This is a genomic window from Mesoterricola sp. JemC181, assembly GCF_055384585.1.
On the sequence record NZ_AP045076.1, the window covers coordinates 2,993,118 to 3,005,318 of the forward strand.

The following is a 12,201-nucleotide window of genomic DNA, read 5'->3' on the forward strand; positions in this document are numbered from 1 at the left end:
CCTCCAGTTCCACTTCTCCGGCAGGAGCCCCCCTCGGACTGGCCAACATTCACGCCGTCGCAGCTGAACCACCCTGGATGGCCATGGAACTCCCCATTCGCAATCTGCCGGCTCACCTGAAGAAGCTTCAGCCGGGGATGGAAGAAGGACGGCGGACCAGCCGACCATGCTCCTTGGCACACCCACCGGTGGGCCCGATCGCTAGGGTTTTGGTTCCACCTCTTCATCCAAGGTGTAGGCGCCGCCTTCGATGCGGAGGGCGAGGCCCCCTACCAGGGCCCGGGTGACTTTCCTGTGGGCCGCGTCCAGGACGCGGCCGAAGGTCGCCCTGGAGACCCCCATGCGCTCGGCGGCCTCCTGCTGGTAGAGGCCCTCCTGATGGGCCAGGCGCAGGGCCTCCAGCTCCTCGAAGGCCAGGCTCACCTCCTCCAGGTCCATGAGGGGCACCCCCCGGGGCTTGAAGTAGCGCACTCCGGGCAGTTCCTCGACTCGTTTGCAGCAGGGGCGGCGCGGCACGTGGGGCCTCCGGGGGGTCAGCCCTGCTTGAGGGCCAGGTAGAGCTCCTCCACCTTGCGCCGGGCCCAGGGGGTCCTGCGCAGGAAGGCGAGGCTGGACTTGAGGCTGGGGTCGACGTTGAAGCAGCGGATCTCCACGGCCCGGCCCATGCCCTCCCAGCCCACGCGGTCCACCAGGACCGTCAGGATCGCCTCCAGGGTCAGGCCGTGGAGGGGGTCCTTGGGATGGGCTTGGGTCATGGGCGGCTCCGGGCGCGAGAGAGGGCCGGACGCGGTGGTCGCGTCCGGCCCTCCTCCATCATTCACGGCCGGGTGGGGATTGTCACCTAGTGATGGTGCTCCCGGTGCTCGTCGTGGCGCTCCTCGCGGCGCTCCTCGCGACGGTCCTCGCGGCGGTCCTCCCTGCGCTCCATCTTCCTGCGCTGGCCGGGGGGCATCCATACGCCGCGGGAATCCTCGCGGTGCCAGTTCCGGTAGTGGCCCCGGGGCACCTCCACGATGTAGCGGGGCACGCGGCGCGCCTCGACCCAGTCGAAGCGGGCCCGGGGGCTGCGGGCGCGGTACCAGCCGTCCTCGCGGCGGCACCAGTACCACCCGTCGTTGAAGAAGACTTCCTCCGGGAAACCTGCCACCACCGAGACGCCGGGGGAGATGACCTCCAGCCGGGGCGCCACGGGCAGGCCGATCTGGATGCCGATGTGCACCTGGGCCTGGGCGGCAAAGGGGCTGAGGCCGAGGAGGAGGGTTAGGGGGAGCGCGTAGGATCTCACTGGGATTCTCCTAAGGGGGCGGGTCGCCCGCTGGAATAGGTTTGGCATATTTCGTTCCAATTTGGAAAGTCTTTTATTTTCAATGGCTTTTTCTGCGCGGATGCCGGTCGCGCCTCCATGATGTTGCATTACTCCCCCTCCGCAAGGACCCCAACGGGGAAATGCAACATTGCCGCCGCCTCTGGCTACAATGAGTCCACCTCCAAGGAGAACCGCCATGATCAGCCCGAAGATGCAGGCCGCCCTCAACACCCAGATCAACCTGGAGCAGTTCTCCGCCCAGCTGTATCTGGCCATGAGCGCGCACTGCGACGCACTCAGCTTCAAGGGCTTCGCCCACTGGCTGCGGATTCAGGCAGGCGAGGAAACGGCGCACGCCATGAAGCTCATCCAGTTCGTGCTGGACCGCAACGGCAGACTGGAGCTCCACCCCATCGCGGCGCCCCCGACCGACTTCGGCGGCGTGATCCAGGTCTTCGAGAAGACCCTCGAGCACGAGAAGGGGATCACCGGGAAGATCAATGCCCTGTTCGAACTGGCCCGGTCGGAGAAGGACTACGCCAGCGAGATCACCCTCCAGTGGTACGTCACCGAGCAGGTGGAGGAGGAAGCGAATGTAGGCCAGATCGTGGACCACCTGCGCGCCGTGGGCGACCAGGGGGGTGGCATCTGGTACCTGGACTCCCGCATGGGCAAGCGGGTGGCCAAGTAGGGTATGAGCGGAGAATCCGATAGCCTGGCTCTCCACACTCATCTCTTCGATCAGGGCAACCAGGCTGGGGAACGAGGAACCCGCCTCGTGATGGCCATCACGGCCCTCATGATGGCCGTGGAGATCGTGGCCGGGTGGCGCTTCAATTCCATGGCCCTCCTGGCCGACGGCTGGCACATGAGCTCCCACGCCGTGGCCATCGGGGTGAGCGCCCTGGCCTACGCCCTGGCCCGGCGCCACGCCGGCGACCGCCGTTTCGCCTTCGGGACCTGGAAGATCGAGATCCTGGGCGGCTTCGCCAGCGCCCTGTTCCTGCTCGGCGTGGCGGCCTGGATGGTCCTGGGCTCCGCGCAGCGGCTGCTCGAGCCCGCCCCCATCCACTACCGCGAGGCCATCGCCGTGGCCGGGGCGGGCCTCGTGGTGAACGTCGTCTGCGCCCTCATCCTGGGCCGGGCCCACGACCACGGCCACGACCATGGCGGGGGCCGCCCCGCCCACGACCTGAACCTCCGCTCGGCCTACGTCCACGTCATCGCCGACGCGGCCACCTCGGTGCTGGCCATCCTGGCCCTGGCCGGGGGCCTGGCCATGGGCTGGGCCTGGCTGGACCCCGTCATGGGCTTCGCGGGCGCGGTGCTGGTGGCCGTCTGGGCCGTGGGGCTCCTGCGCGACACCACGCGGGTCCTGCTGGACGCGGAGATGGACCACCCGGTGGTGGAGGAGATCCGCGAGGTGGCCGGCGCCCACCCCGAATGGGGCCGCATCACGGACCTCCACGTGTGGCGGGTGGGGAAGGCCAGCTACGCCTGCATCCTCGCGCTGGAGGGCGGCCCCCAGGACCTGACGCCGGCGGCGGTGCGCGCCGCCGTTGGCATCCACGCCGAACTCGTGCACATCACCGTGGAACTGGGATGAGGCTGGCCAGGCGGGGCTTGTAGCGGATGAGGAACCGTCCCTTCTCCGCCGTATCCGAGAAGCTGCTGCCCGCGAGCAGGAGCCGCGTGGCGGCCCGGGCGCGCTCGTTGGACCACTGCTCGAATTCCATGCGGTAGATCGCCACGAACAGCTCGGTGCGGCCGATGCCGTGGTAGCAGTGGATGAGCGCGGGGCGGTTGGCGGGATCGCGGATGGCCAGGAGGAAGCGGTCCACGGTGGCGTCCGTGGGCACCTGGGGCGTGGGCAGGTGGATGTGGCGCACGCCGACGTCGGCCAGGGCCTGGGCCTCCTGGCCGATGGTGGCCAGGTCGGTGGTGTTGGTGCTGTCCTCGCCGGGGTTGAAGGTTCGCAGATCGATGACGGACTTCAGCCCCAGGGTCCTGGCCAGGCGCTGGAGTTCGGCCGGGGGCATGGCTCCCGACTGGTACACCTGTCCCAGGGTCACGGTGCCCAGGCGGTGGCGCACATGGATGAAGTAGAGGGACCAGGAGCCCAGGCCCAGTGCGAGGGCCAGGGCCGCCAGGGCGAGCTTCCTGAAGAGCGAGGACGGTCCAGACCTGGACCCAGGCATTGGCATGTTCCGGCTTCCTTTGATTTACCTAACCATTGTGCCGAAAGCCGGAGCCCGCCGGAACCGCAAATCGCGCGTCCCGCCCCGTCATTGCCGCTCCACCCGGTCCACGTGCGCGATGATCACCACGTTGGCGGGGCAGTCCTTCAGCCCCACCACGTCGTCCACGGCCCCGCCGTTGCGCGCCACCAGGACGCGGTCCCCGGGCCCGGCCTGGACGCCGTCGAGGGCGACCATCGTGCGGTCCCCGGGCGTGCCGTCCTCCAGCACCTCCCGGACCAGCAGGAGCTTGCGCCCCGCGAAGAAGGCCAGCTTCTCGGTGGCGACGACGGGCGCGAGCACTTCGGCGATGAACATGGCGCCCTCCTCAGGTGGCCGAGTCCACGAGGCCCACGATGCAGGCGTCGATGGCCCCGTAGCCGCCTGGGAGGGCCTTGGGGGCCTCCCGGGCGTCGATGTACATGACCAGGTCCCCGTCCCGCGAGGCCACCAGGTCCACCGCGGCCAGGGGCTCGCCCACGGGCCGGCCCTCGGCGTCCACGCCCTGGATCATGCGGAAGGTGAAGCCCGCCAGGGAGTCCAGCTTCCGGGTGGCCACCACCAGGCCCTTAACGCGCGCTAGAAGCATGAGCTCTCCAGCCCTTCCAGGACCAGGCCCTGGATGATGTCGTGGGGGCGGGCCAGGATCTCGCTGTGCACGAAGGCCGCCTCCTCCCGGAGCAGCTCCTCGGCCGAGGCCAGGGCGGCCTCCACCTCGGACAGGTCGCCGGTGAAGGTGAAGTAGCCCTTGCCGCCCAGGTCCAGGTTGTAGGTGAGCTCCAGGAGCCGCACGGCGGTTGTCTTCACGGCGCGGTCCGCGGCCTGCACCAGGGCGGCCAGGGCCTGGCCCTCCACGATGCCGACGGCGTCGGTGGTCAGTTCCGTGCCCTTCTCCTTCTGGAGCGCGGCGAGCACCTGGGGGTGCAGGTTGGGGATGTAGGTCCAGGACACCAGGAAGGGGTCGGAGTGCAGGTGCCCCTCCTCCACGGCCTCCAGGAGGTCGGCCTCGTCCCCCGTGAGGTGGATCATGAACTTCCCGGAGCCGACGGGGCCCGCCTTGAGCAGGCGCACCTCCGCCTTCTTGAGCATCAGATCGGCCACCTGCAGGCCTTTGGCGATGCTGGAGAGCTCGAGGATGCCGAGGGTGGGGACCAGGTTCGGGTTCGGAGTGGCCATGGGGGGTCCAGTCGCAGAATCAGACGATGCGGAAGTGGTCCTTGAGGGTGCAGCGGCGGCGCCGGGCGAAGTGCGCGGCGTTGGTGAGCCCCTCCCCGGTGGGGGAGGCGATGGTGAACGAGGTGGAGCCCGGCCCCTCGAAGCCCAGGCCGTTGTAGTTCGGCCCGTTCTTCACGAAGATCGAGCAGTCCACGGCGCGGGCCATCTTGTCCAGGTGGTCGATGTTCTTGGAGTACATGCTGGCGGTGTGGCGGAAGCCGTGCTCGGCCTTCAGGGCCATGTCGATGGCTTCATGCACGTCCCTGGCCCGGGTGAAACCGATGACGGGCATGAGGAGCTCGGCCTGGATGAAGGGATGGTCGAAGGGCACGTCGGCGAAGATCAGCCTGGGCTCGCCCGTGAAGGCGATGCCGGCGGCCTTCAGGATGTGGGTGGCGTCCTTGCCCACGAAGTTCTTGTGGGGGTGGCGCCCGTCCACCACGGTCCGCTCGACGGCGGCGATCTCGGCGCCGCGGAGCTCGTAGGCGCCCGCGGCCACCATGCAGGCCTTGAGGCGGTCCGCGATGGCCTCGACGGCGATGACCTCCTTCTCGCAGATGCACACCACGTTGTTGTCGAAGGAGGCCCCGGCGACGATGCCGCGCCCGGCCTGCTCCAGGTCCGCGGTCTCGTCCACCACCACGGGGGGGTTGCCCGGGCCGCCGGCGATGACCTTCTTGCCCGAGGCGAAGGCGGCCTTGACCACGGCGGGGCCGCCGGTGACCACCAGGAGGCGGATGCCGGGAGCCTTCATGAGTTCGGCGGCGGTCTCCAGGGTGGGCTCGGTGACGCAGGTGAGGAGGTTGGCCGGGGCGCCCTCGGCCACCAGGAGGCGGTTGATCAGGTCGATGGTGAAGGCGTTGGTGCGCCTGGCCCCGGGGTGGGCGTTGAAGACCACCGCGTTGCCGGCCGAGAGCATGCCGATGCCGTTGTTGATGACGGTCTCGGAGGGGTTCGTGGAGGGCGTGATGGAGCCGATGACGCCCCAGGGGGCCAGCTCCTCCAGGGTCAGGCCGTGCTGGCCCGAGACGGCCTCGGCCCGGAGCACTTCGGGACCGGGGGTCTTGTTGATGACGAGGAGGTTCTTCTTGACCTTGTCGTCGACGCGGCCCATGCCGGTCTCGCTCACGGCGAGCTCGGAGATCTCCCGGGCATGGCGCCGGAGGCCCACGCGCAGCTCCTGGATGATCTCCGTGCGCCGCTCCAGCCCGATGGCCCGGAACGCCTGGAAGGCGGCCTCGGCGGCGCGGACCGCCGACGGGATGTCGGGGAAGCAGCCCATCTGCGGTCCCGCCGCCGGGGCGCCCTCCAGTTCGCGGAGGACGCGTTCGGCGATTCTCGAGACCAGGGCGCGATCGATTTCCATAGCTCAGCCTCTGGGGGTCAGGATTTCGTGTAGACCTCGGAGCCCTCGAACTGGATGGCGTCCACGATGCCGATGACGACGGCATCCACGGGTTTGCCCTCGCTCACCGGCGTCATGCGGGCCGAGGAGCCCTGGCACACGAGCACCCATTCGCCGGAGCCGGCGCCGACGCTGTCCGAGGCGACGATGGGGTTGCCCTTGGGCGCGCCCTTGGGGTCCACCGGCTGGATCAGGAGCAGCTTGTGGCCGGCGAGGGCGCCGACCTTCTGGCTGGCGACGACGTCGCCCACCACTTTGGCGATCAACATGGCCCGCCTCCGTTGAACCTAGGCGTTCGCTTCGGTGCGGCCCAGGGGGAGGACGGAGTCCACGTTCTCGTGGGGACGCGGGATGACGTGGACGGACACGATCTCGCCGACCTTCTGGGCGGCCAGCGATCCGGCCTCCACGGCGGCCTTCACCGCCGCGACGTCGCCGCGGATGATGGCGGTGACGAAGCCGCCGCCGATCTTCTCGTAGCCGACCAGCTGCACGCGGGCCGCCTTCAGCATCGCGTCGCTGGCTTCAACCATGGCGACGAAACCCTTGGTTTCGATCATGCCGAGCGCTTCACTCATGGGTCTCTCCCTGGAGTTGGGGTGGTTGGATCAGGCCTTGGTCCGGTACGGACGGCCGTGGATGGAATTGATGGCGTCGATGGCTGCCTTCATTGCGCTGTCGATCTCGGACTCGCTTCCGGCCATCATCAGGCGCCCCACAGCCCCGTAGGGCTTGAGGTCGATGAGGGAGACGTCGGCGGCCTTCTCGGCCTCGTTGGCGGCCAGCACCGCGTAGGCGGCCGGGTCGCACTCGAACAGGAACAGGGACTGGCCGGGCAGGATCATGTGCCCGTACCGGTTGCGGTTGATGATCTGGGCGTGCATGGGCTCCACGGACCGGATGACCTCGCAGGTGGCCACGTAGGGGGTGAGGCGGTCGGCTTCCACCAGGCCGAAGCTCCCGATGGCGGCCTCGCCCGCCACCCGCACCTCGCCCTTGTCGTAGGCGTGCACCTCGAGCATGCCGAAGGTGCGTTCCACCACCTGCGCTGCGGGCTGAACGTTGGCGGCCTTGAGGGCCACGTCGGTCATCTTGTTGATGGCGATGCCGGGGGCCACTTCGATGTAGACCGAGGCCTGCTCCTTGAGGGGAGGGAAGCCCCGGGAGCCCAGCCCCACGAAGGCGGCCAGCTGCGGCTGGAGCGAGTCGATGAAGCAGTAGGCCCGGAGGGTGAGGGTGCCGTCGCTCATGTCAGTACCCCTTCCCTTCGCCGCCGGTGACGATGGCCACGCCCGAGCTGGCCCCGATGCGCGTGGCGCCCGCGGCGATCATCCTCTTCGCGTCGGCCAGGCTGCGCACGCCGCCCGAGGCCTTCACGCCCATGCGGGGCCCGACGGTGCGGCGCATCAGCGCGATGTCGGCCTCGGTGGCGACGCTGCCCTTGGCGAAGCCCGTGGAGGTCTTCACGAAGGTCGCGCCGGCGTTCTTGCAGATGGTGCAGGCCGCGACCTTCTCCTCGTCGGTGAGGAGCCCGGTCTCGAGGATCACCTTGGTGGTCTTGCCGCGCGCGGCCTGGACCACGGCGCGCACGTCCTTCTCCACCAGGGCCAGGTCGCCGGACTTGAGCGCACCGATGTTGAGGACCATGTCGATCTCGTCGGCGCCGTTGGCGATGGCCTCGCGGGTCTCGTACGCCTTGGTCCGGCTGTCCATGGCGCCCAGGGGGAAGCCCACCACGCAGCAGACCTTGACCTTGGAGCCGCGGAGCAGGTCCCGGCAGCGGGACACCCAGGAGGTGTTCACGCACACGGACCAGAAGCCGTACTGCCGCGCCTCGGCGCAGAGGGTCTCCACTTCCGCGGCGGTGGCCTCGGGCTTGAGCAGGGTGTGGTCGATCATCGCGGCCAGGGCCGTGTCGATGGCGCCCGGGGCCTTCGACGCCTCCGGAGCCTTGCCGTCCAGCGCCTTCAGGACTTCCTTGGTGATCAGGTCTACCAGCTTCTTTTCATCCATCTCGACTCCACGTTCATCGTTCGATCTTGTCCACGCGCTTCTGGTGGCGTCCGCCCTCGAAGGGGGTCGCGAGCCAGGTGAGGACCATCTGCTCGACCGCCTCGGGCGGGTTGGCCCCCGCGCCCAGGGTGAGGACATTGGCGTTGTTGTGCTGGCGGGAGTTCAGGATGGTCTTCATGTCGTAGCAGAGCGCGGCCCGGATCCCCGGGAAGCGGTTGCAGGCCATGGAGGAGCCGATGCCCGCCCCGTCGATCATGATCCCCATCTCGCAGGCGCCCCCCAGCACCGCCTGGGCCACCGCCTTGGCGAAGTCCGGGTAGTCGCAGGCCGTCTTGTCCGGGCAGCCCACGTCCACCACCGCGAAGCCCCGCGCCTCCAGCACGCCCGCAAGGCGCTTCTTCAGGTCGAAGCCGCCGTGGTCGGAGCCCACGGCCACCCGCCGCTGGGTTCCGCGCCGGGAGAGGACCTCCCGCACCACTTCAGAGACAAGTTGTTCGACCCGCTGGGGATCCATGGAAGTCCGTACGGAAAGGTTCAGAGCGGCGGACAGCTTCGGTCCGCGGTAGGCCCGGTGCAGGGAAAAAATTTTACCTGTCGGGGGAAAAACAAGCCTAGCACTACCTCCTGGAGGAGACAACCCGTAAACGGGCGCGGCGGTGGCGGCGCGGGCGTTCGGGCTCGGGCCCCTCCATCCACTGGCGGATCCGGTTGGCGTCGTCGAAGCGGGAGTGCCTTCCCGTGGCGTCCAGGAGCACGATGAGCACGGGGCGCTGCGCAAGCTGCGCCTGCATGACCAGGCACTGCCCCGATTCCTCGATGAAGCCGGTCTTGGAAAGCCCGATGCGCCAGCGGGAGCTCGCCAGGAGCATGTTGCTGTTGTGGAACTCGATGGAGCGGTTCTTGTAGGCAACGGTGGCGCTCGTGCGGGTGGAGAAGGCCCGCACCTGGGGGTGCCGGTAGGCCTCGTCCACGATGCGGGCCATGTCCCAGGCCGAAGCCCGGTTGCCCGAGGAGAGCCCCGTGGGGTCCTCGAAGCGGGCGGTGGCCAGGCCCATGGCCCGGGCCTTGGCGTTCATCTCGGCCACGAAGGCCTGCACGCCGCCCGGGAAGGTGCGGCCCAGGGCGTGGGCGGCCCGGTTCTCGGAGGCCATCAGGGCCAGCTGGAGCGCCTCGGAGCGCGTGAGCACGGTGCCCACCGGCAGCCGGGAGTGGCTGTGGCGGAGCATGTCCTTGTCCTCCTCCAGGATGGTCAGGCGCTCGTCCATGCCCACCTTGCTGTCCAGGATGACCATGGCCGTCATGAGCTTGGTGAGGGAGGCCACGGGCAGGACGTCGTCGCAGTGCTTCTGGAGGATGGGCTCCCCCGTCTTCTGGTCCTGCACCAGCACCGAGGCGCTGTGGAGGGCGAGGCGCTGGTCGGCCTTGGCGCCGAGGGAGGTGCAGGTCACCACGGCTAAAGCGGCCAGACAAGCGAGGTTCCCTGATCTGAACAAGGTCATATCGGCTCTCGAAGGGGCGGTTGGGGGGGACAGGAGGGAAGGGTCGGACCCTTGAACAGGGAATTACCTGGTAGCAATTAAGATACCATTCGGTCAGGGCAACCCGGCCGGCAATTTCCCAACCTATCGGCCGAAAGGGCCGAGGCCATGATCACAACTGGGAATGCGGAGTCTATTGGATTTCCCGGACGATCATCCTTCCCGTGAGCGCCGGCGTGTCCGCGCCGGTCTGGGTCATGGAAAGGAGGATGTTCGTGGGGACGGTGGTCGTGATCATGGCCAGGATCGTCTGGGTCGTGCCGGCCGGGACCGGCACGGGACTGGCGGCGGTGGTGCCGAAAAAGACCTGGTTGCTGATCAGGGTGGGACCGGTGGTCATGTCGAAAAGGCCGTAGGTGAGTCCGTTCGCCGGCGAAAAGCCCGACGCCGAGAGGGTGACGCTGATCTCGTAGGTCTTGTTGGCGCCCAGGACCACCTGGCCGCCCGAGACCGAGAGGCCTCGGAGGGTGGTGCCCACCACGCTGAAGGCGGGGGTCGCGCCGGAGACGAAGAAGAAGCCGTAGTCCGCCAGGGCGGTCACGCTGGAGAAGAGGGGCGTCATAGGGGTAACCCGCGTCCAGACGCCGCCGACGACCGCAAGGATGTCACCGTCCTGCTCCGGCCCCGACACTGACGAGGTCGTTATCGCTCCGGCGCCGTTGCTGACCAGGACGGCATTCGGGGGCAGGCTGGTGAGTCCGGTGCCGCCATGCGCCACGTCAACGATGCCGGAGACGTTCCCGGCGGTCGTGGCGGTGGCCGCGTTACCGGTGGTGCTTTGATTGAGCGTGGGAACATCCAGGACCTGGATGGGCGCCATGGTGACATTGGTGCCGTCCCCGCGGAGGAACGATCTGGCCGTGGCCCCGCCGGCCAGGGCATTGAGGGCGGCCTGTTGGGTGGCGGCGCCGGTGCCCCCGTTGGCCAGGGCCACGATGCCGGTGACGTTGGCGGCCGTGCCCGTCATCACGGTTGGGAGGTCACCGGCCTGGATCGCCGCCAGGACGACACCAGTGCCGTCGCCCCGAAGGAACTGGCCGGACGTGTGGCCGCCGGCCAGGGCGGCCAGGGCGGCCGCGGCGGTGGTGGCGCCGGTGCCGCCGTTGGCGATGCCCACGGTGCCCGAGACGCTGGTGGCCGTGGTGGCGGTGGTCGCGAGGGTGGCGGTGGCGGCGTTGCCGGTCGTGCTCTGGTTCAGGAGGGGCACGTCTGCCGCCTGGATGGCCGACAGGGTGACGTTGGTGCCGTTGCCCCGGAGGTACTGACCGGAGGCGGTGGACCCGGCGAGGGCGTTGAGGGCCAGCTGCGCGGTGGCGGCGCCGGTGCCGCCGTTGGCAACCGGGAGGGTCCCGGCGACGTCGGTGGCCAGGTTCACGGCGGCGCCGTTGCTGGCGGCGGTGAGGCGGCCCTGCTGGTCGACGGTGACGTTGGCGCGGGTGTAGGAGCCCGGGGTCACGGCGGTGTTGGCCAGGGCCAGGGAGCCGCTGACGGTGATGGGGCCGCCGGTGAGGCCGGTGCCCGCGGCGACGCTGGTGACGGTGCCTCCGCCGCCGGCCGCGCCCACCTGGGCCCAGGCCGCGCCATTGTACTGATAGATGCCGGAGGTGCCGTCGGTCTGGTAGACCATCAGGCCCGCTGCGGGCGTGGCGATGGCGAGGCGCTGGGCCTGGGTCTGGCGGGGCATCAGGAAGCCCTTGGTGGTGCTGGAGAGGTCCAGGAGGGCGCTGGCGTTGGGGGGATTGACCCCCAGGCCCAGGGAGCCGGTGGTGAACACCACGTTGGAGCCGGCGAGGGTCATCGGGCTGGCCCCGGCGGGGCCTGCGGGTCCGGTTGCGCCGGTCAGGCCCGTGGCGCCCGGCAGGCCCTGGGGGCCCATGGGCCCGGTCGCGCCCGTGGGACCGATCGGGCCCGCGGGCCCGGCGGTGCCGGCCACGGACGAGGCGGTCCAGGAGGTCCCGTTGTACACCAGGGCCTGCCCGGCGGTGGGCGCGGCGGTGGTGAGGTCGATGGGGAAGCCCTGCAGCTTGCCCACCTTCGTCAGGCTCTGGGTGCCGGTGAGGTCGCCGCTGAAGGCGCCCACGAGGTCCCAGGCGCTCCGGGCCTGGAAGGCCGGCAGGAGGTCCACGTCGGGCGAGAGCGCGACGCCCGAGATGGTCAGGTGGAGCTTCAGGCCGGAGCGGCTCAGCACGGCCGGCGGGATGGCGGGCATGCCCGAGGTGCCCAGCACGATGCCGTAGAGGCCCCCTTCCACCTCCAGGGACTGGTTCCCGGAATTCCACAGCTCGATGCCGCCGGAATCCAGGATCGAGAAGGTGAAGACGCGCGTGCCGGTGACCGGCGTGGTGCCGTCCAGGAGCCGGCCCTGGTAGGCCACCTGCGGCAGGGGCGCGGCGTCCGCGGCCTGCTGTGCGAGAACGGGCAGGGCCGCCGGGCCGAGGCCGATGATCATCGCCATGGAGGAGGAGAGGAGAGGGAATCGCATGGGAG

At 69.5% G+C, this 12,201-nt stretch carries 17 protein-coding genes; 2 read left to right on the forward strand and 15 right to left on the reverse strand.

The genetic code is table 11. The features are described 5' to 3' along the window. Positions 1-201: 201 nt before the first annotated feature. From ACZ5MC_RS13095 to ACZ5MC_RS13105, 3 genes are all read right to left on the reverse strand, one after another. Entirely contained in the window at positions 202-516 is a 315-nt protein-coding gene (locus ACZ5MC_RS13095) for a DUF134 domain-containing protein (protein ID WP_464515991.1), read from the reverse strand. 17 nt (positions 517-533) lie between these two features. Continuing rightward, the gene (locus ACZ5MC_RS13100) at positions 534-755 is read right to left on the reverse strand and encodes a VF530 family protein (RefSeq protein ID WP_306600945.1); all 222 of its coding nucleotides are present in this window, start codon (positions 753-755) and stop codon (positions 534-536) included. An 86-nt stretch (positions 756-841) separates the two neighbouring features. Beyond that, positions 842-1,285: a hypothetical protein gene (locus tag ACZ5MC_RS13105; protein WP_306600946.1), complete on the reverse strand. Its 444-nt coding sequence runs from the start codon at positions 1,283-1,285 to the stop codon at positions 842-844. A 217-nt stretch (positions 1,286-1,502) separates the two neighbouring features. Here ACZ5MC_RS13105 and ACZ5MC_RS13110 point away from each other — a divergent pair, with 217 nt between their 5' ends. Then, entirely contained in the window at positions 1,503-1,997 is a 495-nt protein-coding gene (locus ACZ5MC_RS13110; RefSeq protein WP_306600947.1) for a ferritin, read from the forward strand. A 3-nt stretch (positions 1,998-2,000) separates the two neighbouring features. Further along, complete coding sequence (dmeF, locus tag ACZ5MC_RS13115) at positions 2,001-2,912, forward strand: CDF family Co(II)/Ni(II) efflux transporter DmeF (RefSeq protein ID WP_306600948.1); 912 nt, start codon at positions 2,001-2,003, stop codon at positions 2,910-2,912. Here dmeF and ACZ5MC_RS13120 read toward each other — a convergent pair. From ACZ5MC_RS13120 to ACZ5MC_RS13175, 12 genes are all read right to left on the reverse strand, one after another. Next, positions 2,893-3,510, reverse strand: coding sequence for a fused DSP-PTPase phosphatase/NAD kinase-like protein (locus ACZ5MC_RS13120; protein WP_306600949.1), 618 nt, complete (start codon positions 3,508-3,510; stop codon positions 2,893-2,895). The two genes, dmeF and ACZ5MC_RS13120, sit on opposite strands and share 20 nt — an antisense overlap. 81 nt (positions 3,511-3,591) lie before the next feature. Further along, positions 3,592-3,861, reverse strand: a complete 270-nt coding sequence (locus tag ACZ5MC_RS13125; RefSeq protein ID WP_306600950.1) for a EutN/CcmL family microcompartment protein — start codon at positions 3,859-3,861, stop codon at positions 3,592-3,594. A 10-nt stretch (positions 3,862-3,871) separates the two neighbouring features. Continuing rightward, complete coding sequence (locus ACZ5MC_RS13130; protein WP_306600951.1) at positions 3,872-4,132, reverse strand: EutN/CcmL family microcompartment protein; 261 nt, start codon at positions 4,130-4,132, stop codon at positions 3,872-3,874. Next, the gene (locus ACZ5MC_RS13135) at positions 4,123-4,719 is read right to left on the reverse strand and encodes a BMC domain-containing protein (RefSeq protein WP_464515992.1); all 597 of its coding nucleotides are present in this window, start codon (positions 4,717-4,719) and stop codon (positions 4,123-4,125) included. Before ACZ5MC_RS13135 ends, ACZ5MC_RS13130 begins: the two co-directional genes overlap by 10 nt. Before the next feature lie 19 nt (positions 4,720-4,738). Next, positions 4,739-6,124, reverse strand: a complete 1,386-nt coding sequence (locus ACZ5MC_RS13140) for an aldehyde dehydrogenase family protein (protein ID WP_464515993.1) — start codon at positions 6,122-6,124, stop codon at positions 4,739-4,741. Positions 6,125-6,141: 17 nt separating this feature from the next. Next, positions 6,142-6,432 (reverse strand): EutN/CcmL family microcompartment protein, encoded by a 291-nt coding sequence (locus ACZ5MC_RS13145; RefSeq protein ID WP_306600954.1) that lies wholly within the window; start codon positions 6,430-6,432, stop codon positions 6,142-6,144. A gap of 18 nt (positions 6,433-6,450) precedes the next feature. Beyond that, positions 6,451-6,741 (reverse strand): ethanolamine utilization microcompartment protein EutM, encoded by a 291-nt coding sequence (gene eutM, locus ACZ5MC_RS13150; RefSeq protein WP_306600956.1) that lies wholly within the window; start codon positions 6,739-6,741, stop codon positions 6,451-6,453. 30 nt (positions 6,742-6,771) lie between these two features. Continuing rightward, entirely contained in the window at positions 6,772-7,413 is a 642-nt protein-coding gene (locus ACZ5MC_RS13155; RefSeq protein ID WP_306600957.1) for a BMC domain-containing protein, read from the reverse strand. A 1-nt stretch (position 7,414) separates the two neighbouring features. Then, positions 7,415-8,062 (reverse strand): deoxyribose-phosphate aldolase, encoded by a 648-nt coding sequence (deoC, locus tag ACZ5MC_RS13160; RefSeq protein ID WP_464517788.1) that lies wholly within the window; start codon positions 8,060-8,062, stop codon positions 7,415-7,417. 127 nt (positions 8,063-8,189) lie between these two features. Continuing rightward, positions 8,190-8,690: a ribose 5-phosphate isomerase B gene (rpiB, locus tag ACZ5MC_RS13165; protein ID WP_306600959.1), complete on the reverse strand. Its 501-nt coding sequence runs from the start codon at positions 8,688-8,690 to the stop codon at positions 8,190-8,192. A 103-nt stretch (positions 8,691-8,793) separates the two neighbouring features. Then, positions 8,794-9,624: a serine hydrolase gene (locus ACZ5MC_RS13170; RefSeq protein WP_306600960.1), complete on the reverse strand. Its 831-nt coding sequence runs from the start codon at positions 9,622-9,624 to the stop codon at positions 8,794-8,796. 223 nt (positions 9,625-9,847) lie between these two features. Then, entirely contained in the window at positions 9,848-12,196 is a 2,349-nt protein-coding gene (locus ACZ5MC_RS13175) for a collagen-like triple helix repeat-containing protein (protein WP_306600961.1), read from the reverse strand. Between the last annotated feature and the right edge of the window lie 5 nt (positions 12,197-12,201).

Excerpts from the sequence above, each read along its gene's own strand:
- deoC (WP_464517788.1), bottom strand. The coding sequence starts at position 8,062 with ATGATCGACCACACCCTGCTCAAGCCCGAGGCCACCGCCGCGGAAGTG.
- rpiB (WP_306600959.1), bottom strand. The coding sequence starts at position 8,690 with ATGGATCCCCAGCGGGTCGAACAACTTGTCTCTGAAGTGGTGCGGGAG.
- eutM (WP_306600956.1), bottom strand. The coding sequence starts at position 6,741 with ATGAGTGAAGCGCTCGGCATGATCGAAACCAAGGGTTTCGTCGCCATG.
- ACZ5MC_RS13155 (WP_306600957.1), bottom strand. The coding sequence starts at position 7,413 with ATGAGCGACGGCACCCTCACCCTCCGGGCCTACTGCTTCATCGACTCG.
- ACZ5MC_RS13125 (WP_306600950.1), bottom strand. The coding sequence starts at position 3,861 with ATGTTCATCGCCGAAGTGCTCGCGCCCGTCGTCGCCACCGAGAAGCTG.
- dmeF (WP_306600948.1), top strand. The coding sequence starts at position 2,001 with ATGAGCGGAGAATCCGATAGCCTGGCTCTCCACACTCATCTCTTCGAT.
- ACZ5MC_RS13130 (WP_306600951.1), bottom strand. The coding sequence starts at position 4,132 with ATGCTTCTAGCGCGCGTTAAGGGCCTGGTGGTGGCCACCCGGAAGCTG.
- ACZ5MC_RS13175 (WP_306600961.1), bottom strand. The coding sequence starts at position 12,196 with ATGCGATTCCCTCTCCTCTCCTCCTCCATGGCGATGATCATCGGCCTC.
- ACZ5MC_RS13140 (WP_464515993.1), bottom strand. The coding sequence starts at position 6,124 with ATGGAAATCGATCGCGCCCTGGTCTCGAGAATCGCCGAACGCGTCCTC.
- ACZ5MC_RS13120 (WP_306600949.1), bottom strand. The coding sequence starts at position 3,510 with ATGCCAATGCCTGGGTCCAGGTCTGGACCGTCCTCGCTCTTCAGGAAG.
- ACZ5MC_RS13110 (WP_306600947.1), top strand. The coding sequence starts at position 1,503 with ATGATCAGCCCGAAGATGCAGGCCGCCCTCAACACCCAGATCAACCTG.
- ACZ5MC_RS13145 (WP_306600954.1), bottom strand. The coding sequence starts at position 6,432 with ATGTTGATCGCCAAAGTGGTGGGCGACGTCGTCGCCAGCCAGAAGGTC.
- ACZ5MC_RS13135 (WP_464515992.1), bottom strand. The coding sequence starts at position 4,719 with ATGGCCACTCCGAACCCGAACCTGGTCCCCACCCTCGGCATCCTCGAG.
- ACZ5MC_RS13100 (WP_306600945.1), bottom strand. The coding sequence starts at position 755 with ATGACCCAAGCCCATCCCAAGGACCCCCTCCACGGCCTGACCCTGGAG.